22 protein-coding genes are annotated in these 23,880 nt (G+C 39.0%); 16 read left to right on the top strand and 6 right to left on the bottom strand.

What is annotated here, in order from left to right; all coding sequences use genetic code 11:
• Nucleotides 1-149 precede the first annotated feature (149 nt).
• Both metE and C3V44_RS03695 read left to right on the top strand, forming a co-directional pair.
• Nucleotides 150-2,450 carry a 5-methyltetrahydropteroyltriglutamate--homocysteine S-methyltransferase gene (metE, locus tag C3V44_RS03700; RefSeq protein ID WP_106095572.1) on the top strand — a complete coding sequence of 767 codons (2,301 nt, stop codon included), beginning with the start codon at nt 150-152 and terminating at the stop codon, nt 2,448-2,450.
• A 496-nt stretch (nt 2,451-2,946) separates the two neighbouring features.
• The gene (locus C3V44_RS03695; protein ID WP_106095571.1) at nt 2,947-3,450 is read left to right on the top strand and encodes a lipocalin family protein; all 504 of its coding nucleotides are present in this window, start codon (nt 2,947-2,949) and stop codon (nt 3,448-3,450) included.
• 103 nt (nt 3,451-3,553) lie between these two features.
• Here the strand turns inward: C3V44_RS03695 and C3V44_RS03690 are convergent, their stop codons facing one another.
• The gene (locus C3V44_RS03690) at nt 3,554-4,114 is read right to left on the bottom strand and encodes a hypothetical protein (RefSeq protein WP_106095570.1); all 561 of its coding nucleotides are present in this window, start codon (nt 4,112-4,114) and stop codon (nt 3,554-3,556) included.
• Nucleotides 4,115-4,161: 47 nt separating this feature from the next.
• On the bottom strand, nt 4,162-4,812 hold the full coding sequence (locus C3V44_RS03685) for a protein-L-isoaspartate(D-aspartate) O-methyltransferase (protein ID WP_106095569.1): 651 nt from the start codon (nt 4,810-4,812) through the stop codon (nt 4,162-4,164).
• 137 nt (nt 4,813-4,949) lie between these two features.
• Here C3V44_RS03685 and C3V44_RS03680 point away from each other — a divergent pair, with 137 nt between their 5' ends.
• Both C3V44_RS03680 and C3V44_RS03675 read left to right on the top strand, forming a co-directional pair.
• Complete coding sequence (locus C3V44_RS03680; protein WP_106095568.1) at nt 4,950-5,540, top strand: hypothetical protein; 591 nt, start codon at nt 4,950-4,952, stop codon at nt 5,538-5,540.
• A gap of 11 nt (nt 5,541-5,551) precedes the next feature.
• Nucleotides 5,552-6,553, top strand: coding sequence for a Gfo/Idh/MocA family oxidoreductase (locus C3V44_RS03675; protein WP_106095567.1), 1,002 nt, complete (start codon nt 5,552-5,554; stop codon nt 6,551-6,553).
• A gap of 37 nt (nt 6,554-6,590) precedes the next feature.
• Here C3V44_RS03675 and C3V44_RS03670 read toward each other — a convergent pair whose 3' ends face one another.
• On the bottom strand, nt 6,591-7,079 hold the full coding sequence (locus C3V44_RS03670) for a thioredoxin family protein (protein WP_009411346.1): 489 nt from the start codon (nt 7,077-7,079) through the stop codon (nt 6,591-6,593).
• A gap of 622 nt (nt 7,080-7,701) precedes the next feature.
• Here C3V44_RS03670 and C3V44_RS03665 point away from each other — a divergent pair.
• From C3V44_RS03665 to odhB, 4 genes are all read left to right on the top strand, one after another.
• The gene (locus C3V44_RS03665) at nt 7,702-10,473 is read left to right on the top strand and encodes a 2-oxoglutarate dehydrogenase E1 component (protein ID WP_106096618.1); all 2,772 of its coding nucleotides are present in this window, start codon (nt 7,702-7,704) and stop codon (nt 10,471-10,473) included.
• A 25-nt stretch (nt 10,474-10,498) separates the two neighbouring features.
• Entirely contained in the window at nt 10,499-11,059 is a 561-nt protein-coding gene (locus C3V44_RS03660) for a TonB-dependent receptor plug domain-containing protein (RefSeq protein WP_106095566.1), read from the top strand.
• 83 nt (nt 11,060-11,142) lie between these two features.
• Entirely contained in the window at nt 11,143-12,099 is a 957-nt protein-coding gene (locus C3V44_RS03655) for a DUF4299 domain-containing protein (RefSeq protein WP_106095565.1), read from the top strand.
• 29 nt (nt 12,100-12,128) lie between these two features.
• Entirely contained in the window at nt 12,129-13,364 is a 1,236-nt protein-coding gene (odhB, locus tag C3V44_RS03650) for a 2-oxoglutarate dehydrogenase complex dihydrolipoyllysine-residue succinyltransferase (protein WP_106095564.1), read from the top strand.
• Between the two features lie 85 nt (nt 13,365-13,449).
• Here the strand turns inward: odhB and glmM are convergent, their stop codons facing one another.
• Entirely contained in the window at nt 13,450-14,844 is a 1,395-nt protein-coding gene (glmM, locus tag C3V44_RS03645) for a phosphoglucosamine mutase (protein ID WP_106095563.1), read from the bottom strand.
• Between the two features lie 177 nt (nt 14,845-15,021).
• Between glmM and C3V44_RS12040 the strand changes: the two genes are divergently transcribed.
• Nucleotides 15,022-15,234 (top strand): hypothetical protein, encoded by a 213-nt coding sequence (locus C3V44_RS12040; RefSeq protein WP_164996605.1) that lies wholly within the window; start codon nt 15,022-15,024, stop codon nt 15,232-15,234.
• A 250-nt stretch (nt 15,235-15,484) separates the two neighbouring features.
• On the opposite strand, the gene C3V44_RS03630 is transcribed toward C3V44_RS12040, so the two are convergent.
• Nucleotides 15,485-16,603 carry a formimidoylglutamase gene (locus C3V44_RS03630; RefSeq protein WP_009411354.1) on the bottom strand — a complete coding sequence of 373 codons (1,119 nt, stop codon included), beginning with the start codon at nt 16,601-16,603 and terminating at the stop codon, nt 15,485-15,487.
• 179 nt (nt 16,604-16,782) lie between these two features.
• Between C3V44_RS03630 and C3V44_RS03625 the strand changes: the two genes are divergently transcribed.
• From C3V44_RS03625 to C3V44_RS03600, 6 genes are all read left to right on the top strand, one after another.
• On the top strand, nt 16,783-17,733 hold the full coding sequence (locus C3V44_RS03625; RefSeq protein WP_106095561.1) for a 2-hydroxyacid dehydrogenase: 951 nt from the start codon (nt 16,783-16,785) through the stop codon (nt 17,731-17,733).
• 14 nt (nt 17,734-17,747) lie between these two features.
• Entirely contained in the window at nt 17,748-18,566 is an 819-nt protein-coding gene (locus C3V44_RS03620) for a 5'-nucleotidase, lipoprotein e(P4) family (RefSeq protein WP_106095560.1), read from the top strand.
• 106 nt (nt 18,567-18,672) lie between these two features.
• Nucleotides 18,673-19,407: a bifunctional demethylmenaquinone methyltransferase/2-methoxy-6-polyprenyl-1,4-benzoquinol methylase UbiE gene (gene ubiE / locus C3V44_RS03615; RefSeq protein ID WP_106095559.1), complete on the top strand. Its 735-nt coding sequence runs from the start codon at nt 18,673-18,675 to the stop codon at nt 19,405-19,407.
• A gap of 17 nt (nt 19,408-19,424) precedes the next feature.
• Complete coding sequence (locus C3V44_RS03610; RefSeq protein WP_009411358.1) at nt 19,425-20,147, top strand: porin family protein; 723 nt, start codon at nt 19,425-19,427, stop codon at nt 20,145-20,147.
• A 1-nt stretch (nt 20,148) separates the two neighbouring features.
• Complete coding sequence (locus C3V44_RS03605) at nt 20,149-20,760, top strand: DUF2911 domain-containing protein (protein ID WP_174683110.1); 612 nt, start codon at nt 20,149-20,151, stop codon at nt 20,758-20,760.
• Nucleotides 20,760-21,815 carry a DUF3810 domain-containing protein gene (locus tag C3V44_RS03600; RefSeq protein WP_106095558.1) on the top strand — a complete coding sequence of 352 codons (1,056 nt, stop codon included), beginning with the start codon at nt 20,760-20,762 and terminating at the stop codon, nt 21,813-21,815. The genes C3V44_RS03605 and C3V44_RS03600 overlap by 1 nt, the downstream gene beginning before the upstream one ends.
• Before the next feature lie 41 nt (nt 21,816-21,856).
• Here C3V44_RS03600 and C3V44_RS03595 read toward each other — a convergent pair whose 3' ends face one another.
• Nucleotides 21,857-22,153, bottom strand: a complete 297-nt coding sequence (locus C3V44_RS03595; RefSeq protein ID WP_002671563.1) for a co-chaperone YbbN — start codon at nt 22,151-22,153, stop codon at nt 21,857-21,859.
• A gap of 580 nt (nt 22,154-22,733) precedes the next feature.
• Between C3V44_RS03595 and dnaN the strand changes: the two genes are divergently transcribed.
• Nucleotides 22,734-23,858: a DNA polymerase III subunit beta gene (gene dnaN, locus C3V44_RS03585; RefSeq protein ID WP_106095556.1), complete on the top strand. Its 1,125-nt coding sequence runs from the start codon at nt 22,734-22,736 to the stop codon at nt 23,856-23,858.
• Nucleotides 23,859-23,880: the final 22 nt, after the last annotated feature.

Raw genomic sequence — 23,880 nt, 5'->3', positions numbered from 1 at the left:
AGATAATTATTTTAGCTTTTCTGTTTTGAAGTTTATTCTTAGGAAAATATTCTAAATTCATATCGGTACACAAGTTTTATTATTAAAAATTTGTGTACCGATACTATTTTTCATATCTTTGCGCCCAATTAAAATTTCAATAAAAATATATGAAATCAAACGTATTAGGTTATCCTCGTATCGGTGAAAAACGAGAACTTAAAAAAGCCAATGAGTCTTTCTGGGCTGGTAAAATATCAGAAGAAGAACTCTTAGCTGTGGCTGAAAATATTCGTGTACATAACTGGACACTACAAAAAGAAGCAGGAGTAGATTTGATTCCTTCTAACGACTTCTCTCTTTATGACCAAATGCTTGACTTTTCGTTTACAGTAAGCGCTATTCCTGAGCGTTTTACACCAATTAAACATTTGCGTGATTTAGAACGTTATTACGCTTTGGCACGTGGCTATCAAAAAGATGGTATCGATATTACTGCTATGGAAATGACCAAATGGTTTGATACCAATTACCACTATATCGTACCCGAATTTACTAAAGACCAATCTTTCAAAATTCTTGTAAACAAACCTTTGCAAGAGTATAACTTAGCTAAAAAACACGGTTTCGATACTAAACCTGTACTTATCGGCTTGGTAACTTACTTGCTTCTCGGTAAAGAAAAAGAACAAGGTTTCCACCGTTTAGACTTGGCTGAGCGTCTATTACCTGTGTATGTACAAATCGTACGAAGTTTAGTAGATGCAGGTGCTAAAACTATTCAAATAGATGAGCCTTACTTAGTTCTCGACCTTCCTGAAGGCGCTGCCGATGTATACAAAAAAGTATATACCGAGCTAAGAAGCAAATTCCCTACTACCGAATTTATCCTCACTACCTACTTCGGAGCATTGGATAACAATACCGAATTAGCTGTTTCATTGCCTTTCAATGTATTGCACATCGATTTAGTGCGCGCAGCGGCTCAGCTTGACAAAGTGCTCAAAGCACTTCCTGCCGATAAAAAACTATCGCTTGGAGTAGTAGATGGACGTAATATTTGGAAAAACAACTTCGAACACTCATTAGCATTGATTGAGAAAGCTAAAGAAGCTATCGGGGCTGATCGCCTATTGATAGCTACTTCTTGCTCTTTATTGCACTCTCCTTGCAACCTCGAACTCGAAAACAACGAGAAAGTGCTTACCCCTGAAATCAAACAATGGTTGGCTTTTGCTAAACAAAAAGTAAAAGAAGTAACTACTTTGCAAGCTCTTGCTACAGGTCACATAACTCCTGAGGTAAAAGCCGTTTTTGAAGAAAACAAAAAAGCAGCTGAAACACGTAAAACTTCACCGCTTATCCACGACAACAAAGTGAAAGAGCGCGTGAACAACATCACAGCCAAAGACGATGTGCGCCACAGTCCGTTCAACGAGCGTAAAGTAGCACAACACAAAGCGTTAAACTTACCTCTTTTCCCTACAACTACTATTGGGTCATTCCCTCAAACCGACGAGGTACGCAGCTGGCGTGCTCGCTTCAAAAAAGGAGAACTCACTCAAGCTGAATACGACAAGTTATTGGAAAAAGAAATTGAAGAGTCTATCCGTTTCCAAGAAGATACCAATATCGATGTACTCGTACACGGAGAGTTTGAGCGCAACGATATGGTGGAATACTTTGGCGAATTGCTCAAAGGATACACCTTTACCAAATTCGGTTGGGTACAAAGCTACGGTTCACGTTGCGTAAAACCACCGATTATCTTTGGTGATATTTCACGTCCAGAACCAATGACTGTACGCTGGAGCAAATACGCACAATCGCTTACTAAATTACCAGTAAAAGGTATGCTTACAGGACCTGTGACTATCTTGCAATGGTCGTTTGTACGCGATGACCAACCGCGTTCTGAAACTTGTTTGCAGATAGCTTTAGCAATCCGCGATGAAGTAGTAGACCTCGAAAAAGCGGGCATCAAAGTTATTCAGATTGACGAACCAGCTATCCGCGAAGGATTGCCTTTGCGCAAGAGCGAGTGGAAAGCCTACTTCGATTGGGCAATCAAAGCGTTCCGCATTTCAGCCTCAGGTGTGAAAGACGAAACTCAAATCCACACCCATATGTGCTATTCTGAGTTCAACGATATGATTGAAGCTATCGCCGATATGGATGCCGATGTGATTACCATAGAATGCTCACGTTCACAAATGGAACTCCTCGATGTATTTGGTGACTTCAAATATCCTAACGAAATAGGACCTGGAGTATACGACATTCACTCACCACGCGTACCTTCACAAGAAGAAATGACCAACTTGATGAAGAAAGCTATTTCGGTAGTGCCAAAAGAGCAATTGTGGGTAAACCCCGACTGCGGACTCAAAACGCGTCACTGGCCAGAAACCAAAGCAGCTCTTCACGCAATGGTGGATACCGCCAAAGAACTTCGCAATCTTTACAAATAAGAAATAAGAAGTAATAAATAAAAAAAGCAATGTGCAGAAGATGTACATTGCTTTTTTTGTTGCTTCACATACTTTGGCAAAGTTTCAAGCTTTGCCAAAGTTGATAACACAATATTTTTGTCAAAAATATTCCTTTATTTTGTAGGAATGATATTTTTTTGTACATTTGCCTCATTAAACCAAAATAACTATTATAAGAAGTACTATTTTAAAATAGTATTATAAAATAACATATAGCGTTTCGCTTTACAGTTTCCTAATTTCTGAAAACGACCAATTTTTCAATGTTACAAGGAAAGTGAAAGTGGAAATGCCTGCGGTTACGTGGGCATTCCTTTTGCTTTGTAACATAGCCTTTGGTCGGGCTTCAGAAATTGAGCAATAAGGAATGTTCCCACGTTTTTTATTGCTTTATTATAGCGAAACCTACTTAAAAGGCGGTAACCGAAAAGCCTGAACAGAGTAGGTATAAACTTAATTTTATGTAACAATAGCAATGAAAAACAAAAACAAAAACGTAGCGTGGTCGACCTTTCGCACTGCTACACAGGTAGTAGCCATTATGGCAGTAATTTTAGTAACCCTTATCGCTTGTGATAAAAGCGACAGCGGGGGAAGTGTACAAAACAAGGATTTGATTGGAACTTGGAAGTTAGAAAGTATGACTATTGATGGAAAGAATGTAGAGGATATTGTTTTTGACGATGGTGAAAAGATATCTAAAGCCTCTAAAAAATGCCTTTATCGTAGATCTTTCACTTTCTTAGAAAAAGAAGGGGTATTCTCTAATTGTGCGCTTGAAACTTTAAAAAACAACGAATGTAAGTGTGAATCTATTTCATTTATTTACACTGTCTCAGGCAATACTATAGTTTTAAAATCAACTACTGGAGAAGCAGAATCTATGTCTATAGTAGGAAATAAACTTACTCTTAGTGCTTCAAAAGAAGATGAAAAAGGAAATAAACATACTTATATTATGACTTTTGTCAAGCAATAAATCTCTCATATCATTACCTTAGAAACTTATTTAAGGAACAAAAAGAGCAAAGCGCGTTAAAGTGCTTTGCTCTTTTTTATCTGTCACTCCAAAAAATCTTAACTTACTCTGTTGTAGTTTTTTCAGGTAATTCATTATGTTCTTCGCGTTTAAATACAAAAGTATCATAATAAGTATTGAAAAACTGTACAAACATAACCGCACCTTGTCGGTCTTTGTAGACTTCTACTAACAAATCCCCATCTTTATCAGGAGCTATGCGTATTCTATCAATATCTACTCCTAAATAAATAGGAATAAACGGATAGATTCTAAACCTATTATAGCGTTGCCAAAAGTTCTTCTTCTGTTTGCCTTTAAAACCAGCTACCATTCTCACAGTAGTGGTGCTATCCTTCACCTTTTGGTAACTCACGTACAGCGAATCTGCTTTTACTTGCAGTTTAAACCTACTTAAAGGTAGCGCTGTTTCTTGGTATTCTTTGGGCAGTAGCGGAAAGAACAAGGGAGCTTGCTTTTCCATAGGCTCAGAATACACATAATACGTTCCTTCATTAAGGGTCTTAATAGCAGCTTCATCCATAGGAGCTGTCATTTTAGGGCGTTGTACTGTTTTACACGAAAACAGCAATAACGATAGTAAAACAAAAGTAAAGGTTCTCATATAAAATTATTATTAATCATTCACCATTAATCATTCACCATTAATCATCAGTTTCTCTCTTTTAGCATCGGTACAAACTGAAAAGTACCGTGCGTAGTCTTGTGAAATTCTTTTTCCGATATGCGCTCGTAAAGCGTCATTGTTTGAGTTTCTTCTCCTATCGGAATTACCAAACGTCCTCCTACCGCCAATTGTGCAAGCAACGCTTTCGGCACATATGGAGCGCCTGCCGTTACCAAAATACGGTCAAAAGGTGCTTCGTTAGGAATCCCTTTATAACCGTCGCCAAAGTACATATGCACAGTACGATTCATTAGTTTGGGAAGTAGTTTTTGTATTTGCTTAAAGAGTTTCTGTTGTCGCTCAATAGTGTAAAGCTGTACCCCTAAATATAGCAGTACACTAGCTTGATAGCCACTGCCTGTACCTATCTCCAATACTTTTTGTCGAGGTGATACTTGTAGCAATTCCGTTTGGAAAGCTACGGTATAGGGTTGAGAGATAGTTTGCCCTTCCTCTATCGGGAAAGCCTTATCTTGGTAAGCGTGATCTTCAAAACTGCTGTCCATAAACAAATGGCGCGGTATCGTGCGAATAGCCTCCAATACACGCTTGTCCTTTATGCCTTTTTCTCTCAATAAATCAGCTAATTGATTCCGTAATCCTTTGTGTTTTAATGTGTCTTTCAGCGGTAGCATCTTCTTGTATTTTCGGGTACAAAATTCAACCTTTTTTTTCAACTAAAAAAGTATTTGTGTTATTTTTTTGCTAAAAAGTTGATTAGTTTAAAAATTATTTATACTTTTGTGGCGGAAAAAACTAAATTAGGAAAGAGATGAAGCGTTTAAAACGTAACTTGTATTTCATCTTTGTCTTCCTTTTAGCTACGGCTTGCAGAGTGAGCGATACCTCCTCTGAAGCCACTCAAGTAGTGAAAGTTGAAGATAGATATGAAATGACACTACCTAACTCTCTTACCAGCCAAAATAATCTTTATGAAGAAGCCTCTCTGCAATATGGCAACGGTAAGTCTGAGCTTTTTGTTGCAGTAATCGATGAAGACCGCAAGGAGCTTAATGAGGTACTTTACCAAGTGTTAAAGGACTCTTTGCATATTAAAAACAAAAAAGCCTTTGTTAAATCTTTCGGATTAAAGGACTATTTTAGCATCTGCAAAAAAGGTTGGGCAGAAGCCAAGATGATGCGCCCTACTGATAAACAAATTACCGAAACTACCATTAATAAATATCCTGCTGTAGTAGTTGAAACTACCGAAACCGTCAATGGTATCGGAGTCTTTTACGTGGTAGCTATTGTCGAAACTAAAAAGACCTACTACCAAGTTTTTACCTGGACGTTAGCTAGCAAAAAAGAAAAGAATTACCAGCAGATGAAGGACATTATCAATTCCCTAAAAGAATTATAAATACTTATCTAATGACTATTAATGTAGCCCTTGCCAGCTTTGGTATGAGTGGACGGGTATTTCACGCCCCTTTCGTAGCACAACACCCACAGTATCACCTCTATGCGATAGTAGAACGCCATCGTTCCGATTCGCACGCTCTATATCCTGATGCTAAACTTTATCGCTCAGTAAACGAAATGCTACAAGACCCTGCGGTAGATTTGGTAGTGGTCAATACCCCCGTGCAAACCCATTATGAGTATGCCAAAGAAGCGTTATTAGCAAATAAGAATGTATTGGTTGAAAAGCCTTTTACGGTTACTGTTGAGCAGGCTGAAGAACTCAATACATTAGCTACAAAACAAGGTAAGTTGCTTTCCGTTTACCAAAATAGGCGTTATGATGGCGATTATTTAAAGGTAAAAGAAATAGTAAACAGTGGTGTACTGGGCGAACTTAAAGAAGTAGAAATGCGCTTCGACCGTTTCCGAAGTGAAATTAGTGCTAAGGCTCATAAGGAAACTCCCGAACGTGGGGGAGGGGCTCTCTACGATTTAGGAGCACATCTCATAGACCAAGCACTCCAGCTATTCGGTACTCCTAAAAACGTATATGCCGATTTGGGTTACCTTCGCAAAGGTACTCAAACCGACGATTATTTTGAACTGATTCTCTTTTACGAAAACGAACTACGCGTCCGTCTTAAATCCACTACCTATGCTTTGGAACGCCAATGGGAGTACACCTTGCACGGCACTAAGGGTTCCTTCCTTCAACAGCGGTTCGACGGACAAGAAAATGCCTTAGTAGCGGGCACTATCCCTTCAGCCTCTCAGTGGCTACCTTCTGTTACCGAGCCTAATGGCATTCTCCATACAATTGAAAAACGTTTGTTTACCACTGCCCAACACGGTAACTATTGGCTTTTTTATAACGACCTTTACCAAGCTTTAACGGGCAAAGGTGTCAATCCCGTCCCCGCCATTCAAGCCGTTGAAATTATCAAAATTATTAGTCTATTTAGCCAATAACACAATCTGCTAATTCTCTAATTTTCTAATTTGCAAATTACAACCTTCCTTGCAAGAATTTCTTTACTTTCTTCACGTCATACCCCTTCCCCGATTCTAAATCTTCACTTTTTTGAGTGAAAAGCACATCTCCTTTTTCGTTGAGAATCAAAAAAGAGGGATAACCATATTGTGCGCCAGGGTTTCCGTACTTTTTAAAAGCCTTTTCATTCTTGTTTTCAGGTGAGAAGTTTAGGTGATAGAAAATATATTTCTTATCCAAAATACTTTTCAGTTCAGGTGTAGTAGTCACCAAATGGTTAAAGCGCAAGCACCACACACACCAATTGCCACCTATTTGCACCAACACTTTTTTGTGTTCTTTTTTAGCTTGTTTTAGCAGTTGTGTAATACGTGCATCACCGTCTTCCTCAGGGTGATAAGGTTGTTCATAACCAGCGCGTTCTTTACTTATTTCCTCACTGTTTTGAGACCAAAGAGCAGTGCCTCCCCAGCAGAGGAGTGCTATAAAAAAGTATTTCTTCATAAAAACCAAATCTTTTGAAAATATATAATTACAAAAAAAGTGCCAAGATACTTCAAGAGCTACATCGAGGCTGTTCCAAAAGTCTTAAATTGCATTTGCGTCGCTACACTGTAGAGGCGATTGGCAAATTGCCTTCACAATAAACATTACTAAATCTCCTCTTTTCAATAGATTTTATCTATCATAAATAGCTCTTATAAACATCTAATATATAGGTTATTAATAGCGTTCCTTCGTCTTTTGTTCGTCTTTTGTTCGTCTTAGCTTCGTCTTAGGTTCGTTTTAGCTTCGGTCAAACTCCCTCTAAAAAGGCTCTTTTTTCTTCATTTTCCATAGATAATATCTATATAAAGAAAACTATCCGCTTAATGAGTTGATATTTTTTTAATATCATAACTATTTTACAGTTTCATTTTTTATTGATTTTTAAGATTTCCATAAGGTCAGATATTCCTTTTATATTCTGAATTTTTATTTGCTAATTTTCTAATTGGCTAATTGGCTAATTCCCAAATTACTAATACATTATCTTAAAAATATTTCATAAAAAGTATGGTTATTCCAAAACAAAACATTACCTTTGCCTATCATTAATGAAAAATAAACGAAACAATTGCTTTTTATGGATAAGTATTCTTTTTTGAATGCCGCAAGTACGGCTTATTTTGGTGATTTATACGATAAATATCTCGAAAACCCCGATGCGGTAGAACCCAGTTGGCGTGCTTTCTTTCAAGGTTTCGATTTTGCTCAAGAGCAATACAGCACTCCGGTAGAAGAAGCGGTACCCGTAATGGTACAACAAGTGGTGGGTAACGAAAACCCTGCGCTTTCCGAAACTGTCAAGAAAGAGTTTGCCGTGCTTAACCTCATCAATGGTTATCGCACTTACGGTCACTTATTCGCACAAATTAATCCGCTACGTCCTCGTGAGCCATATACACCTACTTTGGCTATCGAAAACTACGGACTTACGACGGCTGACCTCAATACTACATTCGATGCTGCTCGTGAAATAGGCTTAGCTCCCTCGCCTTTAAGTGCAATTATTGAGGCGTTGAATACTACTTATTGTAAGTCGATAGGGGTAGAATATCAGTATATTCACAATCCCCAAGAACGCGATTGGTTCACCAAACGATTACAGCAAAATCACAATAAACCTCAGTTTTCTAAGGAAGAAAAACTGCAAATCCTTAATAAACTTAATGAAGCCACTTCTTTTGAGAACTTCCTTCATACTAAGTATGTAGGTCAAAAACGCTTTTCGCTTGAAGGCAACGATGCGCTCATCGCAGGTCTCGACTTTATGGTGGAAGCTGCTGCCGAGCAAGGCGTAAAACACGTAGTACTCGGTATGGCGCACCGTGGGCGATTAAATGTATTAGCTAATGTGTTCGGCAAGAATCCAAAGGATATCTTTTCCGAGTTCGACGGTAAGGATTACGAAATGGACGATTGGTTCGACGGTGATGTGAAATACCACTTGGGTATCACTACCCAACGCACTACTCGTGCCGGAAAAATCGTAGATATGAATTTGGTACCTAATCCTTCGCATCTCGAAGCTGTAGATGCCGTTGTAGGAGGTATTACTCGTGCGAAACAAGACCGTTATTGTCAAGGGAATTTCCGACAAGCCTTGCCTATCATCATTCACGGTGATGCTGCTGTGTCAGGGCAGGGTATCGTCTACGAAACGGTGCAGATGTGTGGCTTGAGAGGCTTCACCAATGCGGGTACCGTGCATATAGTAATAAACAACCAAGTAGGGTTCACTGCTAATTTTGCCGACTCGCGTTCGTCGTTGTACTGTACCGATATTGCAAAGATGAACGATTCGCCTGTGCTTCACGTAAATGCCGACGATGCCGAAGCCGTAGTGCGCACTTTTCTCTTGGCAATCGATTACCGCCAAGCCTTTGGCAAAGACGTGTATATCAATCTCTTTGGCTATCGTAAATACGGTCATAATGAAGGCGATGAACCGCGTTTTACACAACCTCTTTTGTACAAAATTATAAGTAAGCACGACAATCCCCGCAATATTTACGCACAGAAGCTAATCGAAGAAGGACTCATACAGCAAAGTTATGTTGCCGAGATAGAGAATGCTTATAAAGCTACTCTTGATGCTGACCTCGAAGCATCTCGTCGCGAACCACTTACGATATTAAAGCCTTTTATGCAAACCGAATGGCAAGGCTTTGAAATAGCATCGCCAAAACAAATGTTACAAAAGGTAGATACGACTATTAGCAAAGGAAAACTCGACACAATAGCCAAGGCACTTACTGAATTGCCTGCCGATAAACCTTTTATCAGTAAGGTGAAGAAGATTGTAGCCGACCGTAAAGAGGCGTATGCACACAACCATATCGATTGGGGAATGGCAGAGCTCTTGGCGTATGGTTCACTCCTTACTGAGGGCTATGATGTACGTATTACTGGGGAAGATGTGCAACGGGGTACATTCTCGCACCGTCACGCTGTGCTCAAAACAGAAGATACCGAAGAAGAAATATGCTTCTTGCAAGACCTCAAAGCCAAACAATTGGCAACAGGTACTTTCCATATCTACAATTCGCTGTTATCCGAATATGGAGTCTTGGGCTATGAGTACGGCTATGCAATGGCAAGTCCGCGCACGCTCACCATATGGGAAGCACAGTTCGGCGATTTCTCTAATGGCGCACAAATAATGATTGACCAGTATATCTGTTGTGGTGAAGACAAATGGAAAGTGCAAGACGGATTGGTAATGTTACTCCCTCACGGTTATGAAGGACAAGGAGCTGAGCACTCTTCGGCACGCATAGAACGCTATTTGCAACTCTGTGCTGAGAATAATATGTATGTAGCCAATTGTACTACCCCCGCTAACTTTTTCCACCTACTACGCCGCCAAATGAAGACTACCTTCCGTAAGCCGTTGGTAATATTCACTCCTAAAAGCTTATTGCGTCACCCCCAAGTGATTTCAACTGTGGAAGATTTAGCTGGCGGACAGTTCCAAGAGGTGTTAGACGACCCTATCGCTAAAGCTCAAAAAGTAAAACGCGTAGTATTTTGCTCTGGTCGCTATTACTACGACCTCTATGCCGAACGCGAAAAACTTGGCAGAGACGATATAGCCTTAGTGCGCATCGAGCAGTTGTTCCCGCTACCGCCAACACAGCTCAAAACCATTATAACGAAGTACAAACACGCCACCGACTTTATTTGGGCGCAAGAAGAACCTAAAAATATGGGCGCTTATGGTTATATGTTAATGAATTTCGATTTGGTAAAATGGCGTTATGTAGGTACTCCCGCCTATGCAGCACCTGCCTCTGGTAGCCATACTCGTGACCGCAAACGCCATAACGAAGCTATCGCAGCTGTATTTGAATAATAAAAAACTAAAAATACCAATTGATATGAAACGAATTATTACATTACTATTGCTGATAACCACTTATGCGCTATCAGCGCAAAAAACAGTTACCAAAATTGTGTCACGAGAGCAGAATTCACCCTTGCTCGTGGTGAATGGCGTTCTGATAGACGATAACAAGATAGGTAGTATCTTTTTAAACGCAATTGATCCTAATGATATTGAGAATATCAACGTACTTAAAAGCGCACTTAAAGATCCTTCTGCTACTGTTTTATGTAGTAGTAAAGCCGAAAAAGGAGTGGTTATCATTACGTTGAAGAAAAGCAAAGACACTTCTAAGAAAGATAACCTATCAGGAATAGAAGTTCCTAATAAAGCTTTTCCTCTGGTTATTGTCAATGATGTAGAGTTTTCAGATCCTGAAGTAGGAAAGCTTTTTATGAACAATATCAACCCTAAAAAAATAGAGAGTATCGTAGTGCTAAAAGACAAAAAAGCTACTGAAAAATACGGTGAGAAAGCTAAAAACGGAGTGATTTTAGTTACTCTAAAAGGAAATCCTGAAAAGTTAGATATACCACCTTATGAACCTAAGTCGTAGTACGACGAGCAATTCGTCGCAAACTTTGGCAAAGTTCAACCTCTATGGGGAACGGAGCTTTCTAACACATAACACCTAAAAAAATGAGTCGAACTTTTTACATTAAAAATACACAAGCACCTAAGGAAATGACTCCTCAGCAATTGCTCGACCTCCAGCGTGAGGGATTTGTACAATACTCTATTGATGATAACGACGAGCATTACTCTCAAGTGATGAATGCACCGCTCAGTGATTGGGGCTATATGCTGATGGGACAAGAAGGCATCAGTGGTCGCGGTTTTGAGGTCTCTTACGACACCGAAACTCAAGACTACGGTGTGCGCGTCTTTACTCCCAGTACCGAAGCCGATTGGTTAGGTGCGTACGAGTTTATTGGCAAAGTAGCCACCGCATTGGGTAGCAAAGTAGTTGATGAAGAAGGAGAGGTTTATGAGCCCAATGCCATTACGTACGATTATAGAAACGATATTAAATTTGGTATCAAATGTTATGAAGGTGAAAAAGGAGGATCTTATCTGTTCGGTGTCTACCGTCCTATATGTTTGTCAGACGAAATGATAAACGGGTTATTAGTCTCCGAAGATAAGGTAAAAGCCTTTAGTCAGCTTATAGAAAAACAACTATATGAGCACCCTGATGCATATATCGCACGTCAGCAGTTTTTTAGAAATGACAGAGGAGAGGTGATGGGAGCTTATGCTCTTACAGAGGGCGTTCCTACTATCTTGCCATATGAATATCCGCCTTTTGTAGATTTCACCCAAGTAAACCTCAGTCAAGACGATGTAAAGTTGTGGCGCATTAGTTTGGTAGTTATCAACGGCGACGAAAACGACCCTGATGCTTATGAGGTACTCGATGGACTCGATTACCAAACCTTTTTAGAGCGATTGCCTCAAGAGAAAATACAAAAACTCGATGGTCACTATATGCTTATAACCCTCAACCGACAAGAACTCGAAACTCTCTTGCAAAATGATAAACAAGAACGCAAAGGACTCCTAGCAAAATTGAAAAACTTTTTAACGACGAAATAACTAATACCTAACGCTTAAAACTAAACGATATGTTGGAAATGAAAGTCCCTTCACCTGGGGAATCTATCACCGAAGTAGAAATAGCCCGTTGGCTTGTAAAAACGGGTGATTATGTAACCAAAGACCAAGCTGTTGCCGAAGTGGATTCTGATAAGGCTACTCTCGAACTTCCCGCTGAAGCCAGTGGAGTCATTACACTGAAAGCCGAAGAAGGCGAAGCTGTAAAAGTAGGACAAGTGGTATGCCTGATTGATACTAAAGCAAAAGCACCAGTAGGAGCTTCAGCAGGTACTTTACCATCGCAACCAGTTAAACAGGAAGCTCCTGTGGCACCCAAACCTACAGCTCCAGCACCTTCCACAGCTCCTATAACACCTGCATCTTCTGCAAAGCAAGTTCCAAGTCCTGCCGCTCGTAAAATATTAGCAGAACGTGAGATTCCTGCATCAGCAGTAGTGGGTACAGGCAAAGGCGGTCGTATTACCAAAGATGATGCACTTAAAGCCTCTAAACCTTCGATGGGGACTCCTACGGGTGGCGTTCGCAAAGAAGTGCGTACTAAGATGAGTATGTTGCGTCGCAAAGTGGCCGAACGTTTGGTGAGTGCTAAGAATGAAACCGCTATGCTCACTACCTTCAATGAGGTGGATATGACGGCTATTTACGAGTTGCGTACACAGTATAAAGATACCTTCAAAGAGCGCCATAATGTGAGTCTCGGCTTTATGTCGTTCTTTACTTTAGCCGTCGTGCGTGCCCTTAAACTCTTCCCCGATGTCAATTCGATGATTGACGGACAAGACAAGGTAACTTACGATTTCTGCGATATCTCTATTGCCGTTTCAGGTCCTAAAGGCTTGATGGTTCCCGTGATTCGCAATGCCGAGAACCTTTCGTTTAGAGGTGTGGAAGCCGAAGTAAAACGCTTAGCTACCCGCGCTCGTGATGGACAAATTACGGTAGATGAAATGACCGGTGGTACTTTTACGATTACTAATGGGGGCGTGTTTGGCTCTATGCTTTCTACTCCTATCATCAATCCGCCACAATCAGGGATTTTGGGTATGCACAACATCGTCGACCGCCCTATCGTGCGCAACGGACAGATAGTGATTGCTCCTGTAATGTATGTCGCTCTTTCATACGACCACCGCATCATCGATGGGCGTGAATCAGTAGGATTTTTAGTAGCTGTAAAAGAAGCTCTCGAAAATCCTGTAGAAATTCTAATGAATGGCAATCCTAAACAAGCCCTTGAGCTCTAAGGAATTATAGAAAAAGATATAGAAAACTCCCTGTAAAGCTATTAGCTTTACAGGGAGTTTTAATAATTAGTAAATTATGAATCAGTTACTTTACAAAAGCAACGACTTTCATTTCTTCAATGAAACGCAGAGCAAGTTCATCGGCTTCTGCTTGACTTTTAGCTTCAGTGTAAATGCGAATAATAGGTTCAGTATTAGATTTTCGCAAGTGTACCCAGCTTTGAGGAAAATCAATCTTTAAGCCATCGATAGTATTGATTTGCTCGTGTGCGTACTTCTTTTGCATTTCACGTAGGATATTATCGGGGTTAATGTCTTTGGTAAGTTGTATTTTGTTCTTGCTCATATAATAAGCAGGATAACTATTGCGCAAGGTCTTTACACTGCATTTTCTTTCAGCAAGTAAGGAAAGAAATAACGCTACACCTACCAAAGCGTCACGACCATAGTGTAGTTCAGGATAGATAATACCTCCATTGCCTTCACCACCTATGATTGCGTGCACTTCCTTCATTTTAGCAACTACGTTTACCTCACCTACAGCTCCTGCTGCATACTGTACTCCGTGTTTTTCGGCTATATCTCTCAATGCACGAGAAGAAGAGAGGTTAGAGACTACATTTCCTTTGGTTTTTCCTAAAATATAATCGGCGCAAGCAACCAAAGTATATTCTTCGCCGAACATTTCACCTTCTTCCGTAATAAAAGCTAATCTATCTACATCGGGGTCTACTACGATACCAAAATCGGCTTTTTCTTCAAGTACTTTTTTGCAGATGTCTCCCAAATGTTCTTTTAAAGGTTCGGGGTTATGAGGAAAATGTCCGTTTGGTTCACAGTACAAATGAACTACTTCTACGCCAAAACGTTCTAATAACTTTGGAATTGCAATACCTCCTGTGGAGTTCACCGCATCAACAACTACTTTGAATTTACAATTGCGTATGGCTTCGATAGTGGAAGATGTTAGCAACCCTAACACTGCCTCAATATGTTTTTGAATATAGGTATTATCGTGAGAAATGCTTCCTAAAGCTTCTACGTCAGCAAAAACCACTTTGTTCTCTTGAGCGATGGTTAGAATTCTTTCACCTTCTTTAGCACTGAGGAACTCTCCCTTATTATTGAGAAGTTTTAAGGCGTTCCACTGTTTAGGATTATGACTTGCAGTGAGAATAATGCCCCCATCGGCTTTTTCCATTGTAACAGCTACTTCGACGGTAGGAGTTGTACTTAGCCCGATATCCACTACATTAATGCCTAATCCTACAAGGCTGTATTGTACTAAGTTCTGTATCATTTCGCCCGAAATACGTGCGTCTCTTCCTACAACTACCTTTATATTTGCTTTGTTGAGGTTTTCTTTGAGCCACGTACCATAAGCGGCAGCGAATTTTACGGCATCGATAGGGGTTAGATTTTCATCGGGTACACCCCCAATAGTACCACGAATACCTGAGATTGATTTGATTAATGACATAATTTAAGTGATTATACTCTCTTCAAAAGATAATGATAACATAGAAGAGAGAGTGTTTTTTCGCGACAAAAATAGGATAAAAAAATGATATATAAAAATTTGAAATCATAAAGATTAATAGTTAATAGTTAAATTAAAGAAGGCTTATGGAATAAACGAACAACAAGCGAAGAAAGAATGGTTCTACAGTGGGTTTACAGTGGGTTTACAATGGGTTTACAATGGGGCTACAATGGGGCTACAATGGGGCTACAATGGGGCTACAATGGGGCTACAATGGGGCTACAATGGGGCTACAATGGGGCTACAATGAATAAAAGACGGTGCGACCTGCACGGGCAGATAGAGAAAAGACGAAGAATGAACGAAGAAAATATGAAGGAAAAGTGAAGGAAAAGATGAATGACGAATGACGAAAGCCTCCGAACCCCCGAAGGGGGACAAGCCTTAAAGAGAAATTGGTGAAGACTATCAATCTGAAAGACAAGACCTATTTGAAGAGAAAGCGAAGCTAAAGTAGACCTAAAACGAACAAATAACGGTACGAGCCGCAAGGGTGGATAAAGAATAAATGAACAAAAAGCGAATTTAAAGTAAATGAAATTGCAATTTTCTATGGCTTTATAGAAAAGATATTTGCTTATACTGATTTGCGATAGGAGCGCCACCAACGTTCGGGGATAGTACCACTAATGGCTTCTTCGTAGTCTTGAGGTAGACAAGGAATAAGTCCGGAGGGTATGTGGTTTTGAGGTCCGGAGTATTTATCGCCTCCGGGTTTCATCCACCAGCGTTCGGTTTGTGTGCTTTTGAAGAACTCTATTTGGATATCTTCAATGGGTACGATGTATTTAGTGTAATTCTCGTCGTTTATCACAGGTAGTTCTTTGATACGGAAGTTAAATCCTTCGTAGAAATACCAAAGCATTTCGGCGAGTAGCTGACTTGCCAAATCGGTATTGGGGATATCGAAAATACCTGCCACTTGCACATTACTACTGATACCTGCATAACGCGTGATAGCACATATTTCCCTACTATTGAAGCCGTTTACATTACCTTCAGTTAACATATCTTTTGCCTGCACACAGGTCATATCGACACTCACGATATCGGCATCACGCATTGCGGGCTCGATAATCTTCAAATCATTCACTATATTGCCCAAGCGGTGTACCTCAAAACACATTTTTTCGAGCAAATCGAGCTCTTCTTGAGCTACGTAGTAAGACTGATAGCCGAGATTGGTAAAATCGAGTAAATTCACGGGAGGTTCTGAAATGAGTTTGCTCATATAGGAGCTCTCTACAAAGAGTTCTTCGGTATCGCCAAAATCGAACTTAGCATCTACACACACTACATTCACCATTTGTTCGAGACTATCGAAAGCGCGGTAGAGGGAATAAGTAAAGTCTTGCGAACCACCCAGTACCACAGGGATAACGTCTTGCTTAATGAGCTCGGCTACAATTTCTTTGATAGCAAAATGAGTATCGTCGTCGGTTTCGCCTAAGGGCAAGTTACCCAAATCGGCAATGGCAAAATTCCAATTTCCCATAAAGAGAGAATACAGATGCTGACGGAAGCGATAGAATGACTGTCCTTCTGTTTCGATACAGAAAAAGGCAATTTTCACATCGGTAAGGTCAGGTAAACCAAGGGAGGGGAGGTGTTTATGGAGTTGGAAACCCACTTGTTGTGGCTTGTAATCGTCTAAGGTGAAAGCTTCATCAACGGGTTGTAAATAGGATAGTGACATAATTTTTTTTATTAATAGACGGCAAAGGTAGGGGATAATTAGCAAATTAGCAAATTTGAGGATTAGCAAATTATTTGTGGTTCTTCACTTGTAGTTCGTAATTATTTATTATTTTTGCAAAAAATTAAGACCTCTATTAGGCTCTTTATATTTAAAGATAAAAAAGGATTCACTTTAAAATGAAGATATTACATATAGACAAAAACCACCCCTTGATGCTTTCACAACTCGCAGCACAGGGTTTTGAAAATTACGAAGACTATACAAGCTCTAAAGAGTCTATTGAAGCTAAAATAGCTGATTACGAAGGAATTATTATACGCAGTCGTTTTACTATAGACAGGACATTTTTAGACAAAGCTACTCGATTGAAATTCATAGGCAGAGTAGGTGCAGGGCTTGAAAATATAGACGTAGCTTATGCCGAAAGTAAAGGTATAACGCTCATCGCAGCCCCTGAAGGCAATAAAAATGCAGTAGGCGAACACGCACTCGGTATGCTTCTGGCATTGCTGAACAAGTTTAAAAAAGCCAATAACGAAATTAAAAACGGCAAATGGTTGCGCGAGGAGAACAGAGGTTGGGAGCTCGACGGCAAGACAGTAGGTATCATAGGCTACGGCAATATGGGAAAGAGTTTTGCTAAGAAGTTACGCGGTTTTGACTGTAGTGTGATTTGCTACGATATACTCCCCAACAAAGGTGACGAGAATGCCAAACAAGTAACCTTAGTAGACTTTTTTCGTCAGGCAGATGTAGTGAGCTTGCACACACCTCAAACTCCACAGACTATAGGTATGGTGAATGAAGTGTTTATCAATAGTTTTGCTAAGAGTTTTTGGCTCTTAAATACTGCACGTGGGAAGAGCGTAGTTACCGATGATTTGGTACGCGCCTTGCAAAGCCGGAAAGTATTAGGGGCAGGCTTAGACGTGTTAGAATATGAAAAGGCATCGTTTGAAGACTTCTTTAGCGACGAACAAATGCCCAAATCGTTTAAATACCTATTGGAAGCGGATAATGTGGTTCTCACTCCTCATATTGCAGGCTGGACTTTAGAAAGTAAAGAAAAGCTTGCGCAGATAATAGTAGACAAGATAATTAGCAAATTTGGAAAATTAGCAAATTGATAAATTAAATAGAAATGAAAAAGAATTATTTACTCATTGGAGTAGTAGCTTTACTGCTCGGCAGTTGCTGTGCTACTAAAAACATTACCACAACGCAAACTACTACGCAAGAAAGTGCCCTCATTGCAAACGGCAAATTGTGGTCGTCTTACTTTCAGCAAAACGCTGCTGAATATGAAGCTTTGTGTTTGCAAGCCTTCAACGTGGCACAATTGCGATTGGACGAAGCCCTTGCTAAAAAGGGCGATAAACCGCTGGCAATTGTTACCGATATAGATGAAACCTTTTTGGACAATTCGCCCTTTGAAGCCTATTGTGCGAAACAGGGTATTAGTTATTCACAAAAAGTGTGGGAAGAATGGACAGTTTTAGGCGATGCCAAACCGCTAACAGGCGCGTTAGAGTTCTTTAAATACGCCGATAGCAAGGGAGTAGCTATTTTTTATGTGACTAATCGTCGTGACAACGAACGTGAAGGTACGACCAAGAACTTGCGCAAGTACAATTTTCCTTTGCCTTCAGACAATCGACTTATCTTGCGTTCTGCTGAGAAGAGCAAAGAAAATCGTCGATTACAAATTGCTAAAGATTACGACATCGTGCTCTTGATGGGCGACAACCTTTCCGACTTTTCTAAAGATTTCGATGGTGGTACTCCAAAAGAACGTTCAGAGGCAGTACATAAGAACAAAACAGAGTTTGGCAAGCGTTTTATTGTGCTCCCTAACTATTCTTACGGCGATTGGGAAGGAGCTGCTTATGGTCATAAATACTCTATTCCAGAAGCCGAGAAGGAAGCGATTATTAAGAATAATACAAAGGCATTTAAATAGGTAAGAGGTAAAGCTAGGGTTGTGGAATTGGCGTGTATGTGAATAAGAGACAAAAATATTGTCAATTGAAAATTAATTTCTATCTTTGCAAAAAATTAAGCACTATATGCCTAAGAACACTGTTATGCCCTATCAAGATTCAGCACAGGGTAAAAAAGAACAAGTTACCCAAATGTTTAACACTATCTCGGATACTTATGATGGTTTGAACCGTTTGATTTCGTGGGGCTCAGATGTAAAATGGCGTAAATTTGTAGTACAAAAAGTAGCAGAGATACACCCTACTACGGTGCTTGATGTAGCAACAGGCACAGCCGATTTAGCAATTGCTCTTACTACTATTCCAAATGTGAGAATTACAGGATTAGATATCTCAGAGGGAATGTTGGAAGTAGGACGCGAAAAGATAGCTAAAAAAAAACTTACTGACCGCATTAATTTAGTACACGGAGACAGTGAGCAACTACCTTTTGCTGATGCTACTTTCGATGCTGTAACGGTAGGCTTTGGAGTACGCAACTTTGAAGATTTAGAAAAGGGACTAAGTGAAATTCTCAGAGTGCTGAAACCTAAGGGGCGCTTGGTGGTATTAGAGACTTCTGTACCTAAAAAGTTCCCTTTCAAACAAGGGTATCATCTATATACAAATTATATGATGCCTCTCATAGGCAAACTCTTTTCTAAAGACAGGTCGGCTTATAGGTACTTATCTGATTCGGCTATCCATTTTCCTTACGGGAAGAAGTTTCAAGAGATATTAGATAAGGTAGGTTATCAGAAAACTGAATATTATCCTAAAACCTTAGGTGGAGTAGTTACCATTTACATAGCTAATAAATAGAACTTTAACAATAAAAAATGAATAAGAAAACATTTAAAAAGAGTCTTATAGGGTTGTTCTTATTTTTAGGAGCATTGAATTTGTATGGGCAAATCAAAGAGCCTATTATGAACTTAGAACATTTTGATGACAAACGCTTTCAATGGGGGTACTATTTTGGTACCAATGTGTTTGACTTCAAAATAGATTACCGCGACTTAAATTATCGCACAGCTAATCTGCGAGAAATACAAACTGACCGTAAATTAGGTTTCAACGTAGGTCTTACAGGCTCTGTGCGCTTAGTGAAACATCTCGATTTGCGAATTGAGCCAGGTTTGGTGTACAATAAGCGTATTCTTATCTTCCCTGGGTTCTCTGATTCGAGAGATTCGATGCGCGATGTTCCTTCTACATATATTTATATTCCATTATTGCTAAAGTATAGCGCTAAGCGCTGGTATAACGTAAAACCCTACGTAACGGCAGGAGCTTCTATGGTGTTTAACTTGAGTAGTAATGCGAATCTAAATGTTGATAATTCCGAAAAGACTTTCCGTGCTACAAGAAATGTTTTCTTCTACGAATTAGGTTTAGGTATTGACTTCTACACTCCTTATTTTAGAGTTTCTCCTTCTCTGAGAGCCCTATTTTCAGTTAATAATGAGTTGATACCCGATAATAATCCCAATAGCCCTTGGACAAGTAACCTTAATGGTTTAAAGAGTCGTGGGTTCTTATTAAATCTAAACTTCGAATAATATGAAGAAACTAATCCTTATAGTAGTTTTTATGATAAGCCTTGCGTCTTATGCGCAGAACTTTAGCTACCCTATGGCAAGTCCGCGTCAGGTAATCACACAACAGTTTTCTGTGAGTCAAATTACAGTAGATTACGGTCGCCCAAGTGTGCGCGGGCGTAAAATATTTGGCGAATTAGTTCCCTATGGGAAGATTTGGCGTTTAGGAGCTAATCAAGCTACGAGTATTAGTTTTCTTCAGCCTGTAAAATTTGGTGGCAAGTCGGTAAAAAAGGGCGATTATGCTATTTTTGTAACTCCTGAAGCTCACCAGTGGACGGTAGTTCTCAATTACGATGCCGATGCGTGGGGAGCTTATAGCTATGACCCTAATGAGAATGCTATTGAATTTACAGTGCCTGTTACTCAAACCAAAGATTTACAAGAAGCTTTAGAGTTCTCATTCGAGAACATTTCTAATGAAAAAGTAAATTTAGTAATTCGTTGGGAGTACACTAAAGTGGAAATTCCTATTGAAATAGACAAAAAAGAAACTATTGATAAGATTATAGAGCAACTCAAAGAAGTAAAACAATTTGAGAGAGACTTGGAAGGTAAAGACGATAAGAAATAATGGAAAGAAAACAAGTATGGAAATATAGTGTTTTTGCTATTTACATAGTTATTTGGCTTGTTTTTCGTACTTTTCCTACCGTTACAGAACATATTTATAGTAAAGGTATCTACCCATATATAGCTAAAGTGTTGCACTTTTTATTCGGGTGGATACCTTTTTCTATGGGCGATATTCTATACACGTTGCTCATTATAGGTATATTTTTAGCCGTAGTAAAACACTTCAAAAAGTTATGGCAAGCCCCCTTAAAAATCTTAGATAAGATATTTTCAAAAATAATACGTATTGCCTTTGCCTTTTTCTTCCTTTGGGGGTTCAACTATTTCAGGGTACCTTTATCGGAATCTTTGCACATTTCTAAAGAATATACACAAGCCCAACTGCTGAAAGCTACACAAACGTGTATTGACAGAGCCAACACAATCCATTCCCGATTGGCAACCAATGATACTACTAAAGTAAACTTTTGGCTTTCACAAAAAGAAATATATCGCATTGCTTATAACGGCTATCCTTTGGAGAAACAAGGTGTTACAGACTTTAAAGCAATGAAAAGCGTCAAACCTTCTCTTTACAGTAAACTGCTTACCTATATGGGATATAGTGGGTATTTGAATCCGTTTACTAATGAAGCCCAAGTAAACAGAAAGATGATAGGTTATAGTGTGCCTATTACTGTTTGCCACGAGATAGCACATCAAATGGGGTATGCTGCCGAAGAAGAAGCAAATTATTTAGGGTATTTGGCAGCTCTAAAAACTGATAATCCTTATTTTAAATACAGTGCAGAACTCTTTGCCTTACGCTATTTTCTCAATGAAGTAGCTCAAGTAGCCCCTACTGAATATGAAAGCCTTCACTCTCAAATTCACAAAGGTATCTTTGAAAACTATAAAGAAGTGCGTTTGTTTTGGCAACAATATGAGAACAAAGCTGAGCCTGTTTTTAAAGCAAGCTACGATGCATTCTTGAAAGCAAACAAACAATCACAAGGTATCAATAGTTATGATTTAGTGGTAGGATTATTAATTCCTCATTATGTTAGAAATTAGGAATTAGAACTAACCATTAATCATTGACCTTTAATCATTAATTACAGAAATTTGTTAAGTTCCATTAGTAAGACTTCACTGTCTTGAAAGCCTTCTCCCCGCCAAATAAGATTCATATTATTAAAGATAATAACAGTAGGCAAGACACTTATCTTCAGTGCCTTACTTAATTCTTTATTCTTGTTAATGTCTACTTTCACAACCTTTACTCTATCCTTCAAAATAGTAACTACTTCGCGTAATACAGCATTCATATGTAGTGAAACTTCAATACCTTCAGAATAAAAACAAATGAGCACAGGTGTATTTACATTGATGATATCACCAAATTTCTCCATAATTTTATGTTTAAAATAATGGCACAAAAATACAAAGTTTTTTTTAATTACAAATAGAAATAAGCAAAATATATTATTTTTTATTTTTAAAAAGCTATTAACGCTATCTTATCTTCCTCTTCTCTTTAGCATTTCTTCGTTTATTGTTCGTCTTTTGTTCGTTCATCGTTCGTCATTCGTTCATTTGTCCGTGCGGCTCGCACCGTCTTTTGCTTATCTGCTCGTGCGGCTCGCACCGTTCATTGTTCGTTCTTCCTATAAGATTCGTATAAGCTAAGTATAAGATTGCTTCAAACAAAAACTGTCTTTCTTTGTTGTTTATAAATTCGTTTTTCTATCGTCGGTAAAGTTTCTATTTTTTGGAATTCGTGGAAGATTAAAAAAAACAGCGAAACTACCTATTTGTAATTGCTTGTTGTGTTAGGATTTTCTGTAGTGTAAGTCATACTATTTCTTACGTCAAACTCACATTAAAATTAAAAAATATCTAAAAAAATTTGGTAGTAACAAATATTCTTTCTACTTTTGCCATTATTACTCCGCAAAGGGGTAAGTTTTGTCATTTAAAATATATAAAAATATGAAGTTTATAGTATCAAGTTCCTACTTATTAAAGAAGTTACAAGTATTTGGCGGTGTAATCAATAACAACAATACAATGCCTATACTCGATAACTTTTTGTTTGAACTGTCTACCAATTCTTTAACTATCTCTGCTTCCGATTTGGAAACTACTGTAAGAGGTACTTTGGAAGTAGAATCAGATTCAGAAGGGAGCATAGCAGTATCAGCTAAATTATTGATAGATATTCTTAAAACCTTTTCAGAACAACCGCTTACCTTTTTGGTAAAAGAGAATAATGTAATAGAAATTAGCTCTACTACCGGTAATTATACGTTAGCTTATTTAGATGGAGAGGAGTTCCCTCGCCCTGTAGCTTTGCCTGAAGCAAGCAAAGTAACGATGATAGGCGATGTATTAGCAACTGCCGTGCAAAAGACTATCTTCGCAGCAGGAAATGACGATTTACGTCCTACAATGAGCGGTATTTTATTCCAATTCAGTGAAAACGGACTTACCTTTGTAGGTACTGATGCTCATAAATTAGTGAAATACGAACGCTTAGACGTCAAAGCTAATGAAGCTGCTGATTTCATTATGCCTAAAAAACCGTTGAACATTCTCAAAGGTATTTTAGCAGGTAGCGAAACAGAAGTAACAATAGAATACAACGAGAGCAATGCAAAATTCTCTTTTGACGATATGGAATTCATCTGCCGCCTTATAGATGGTAAATATCCTAACTACGATGCGGTAATTCCTAAAGAAAATCCTAACAAACTTATCTTAAATCGTTCGCAATTCTATAGTTCTATTAACCGTTTGTCGTTGTTTTCAAATAAAACCACTCACCAAGTGCGCTTGAAAATAGCTGGTTCTAGCTTGGTAATTTCAGCTGAGGACGTAGATTACAGCAATAAAGGTGAGGAGCGTTTCACTTGTAACTATCAGGGAGACGATTTAGAAATAGGCTTCAACTCTAAGTTCTTGAAAGAGATGATTAATAACTTAGACTCTGATGAAATCTTGATAGAAATGTCGTTGCCAAATCGCGCCGGACTTATCACGCCTGTTGATGGACTTGATGAGGGTGAGAAAGTGCTAATGTTGGCAATGCCAATTATGCTTAACACAAATCAATAAATAAAGAATTTTTCATTTTTAA

Origin of the sequence: Capnocytophaga sp. oral taxon 864, assembly GCF_002998835.1 — a bacterium.
Classification (GTDB): Bacteria; Bacteroidota; Bacteroidia; order Flavobacteriales; family Flavobacteriaceae; genus Capnocytophaga; species Capnocytophaga ochracea.
Note: the sequence above shows the minus strand (reverse complement) of the source record. Positions and strands in the feature narration are given on the sequence as shown.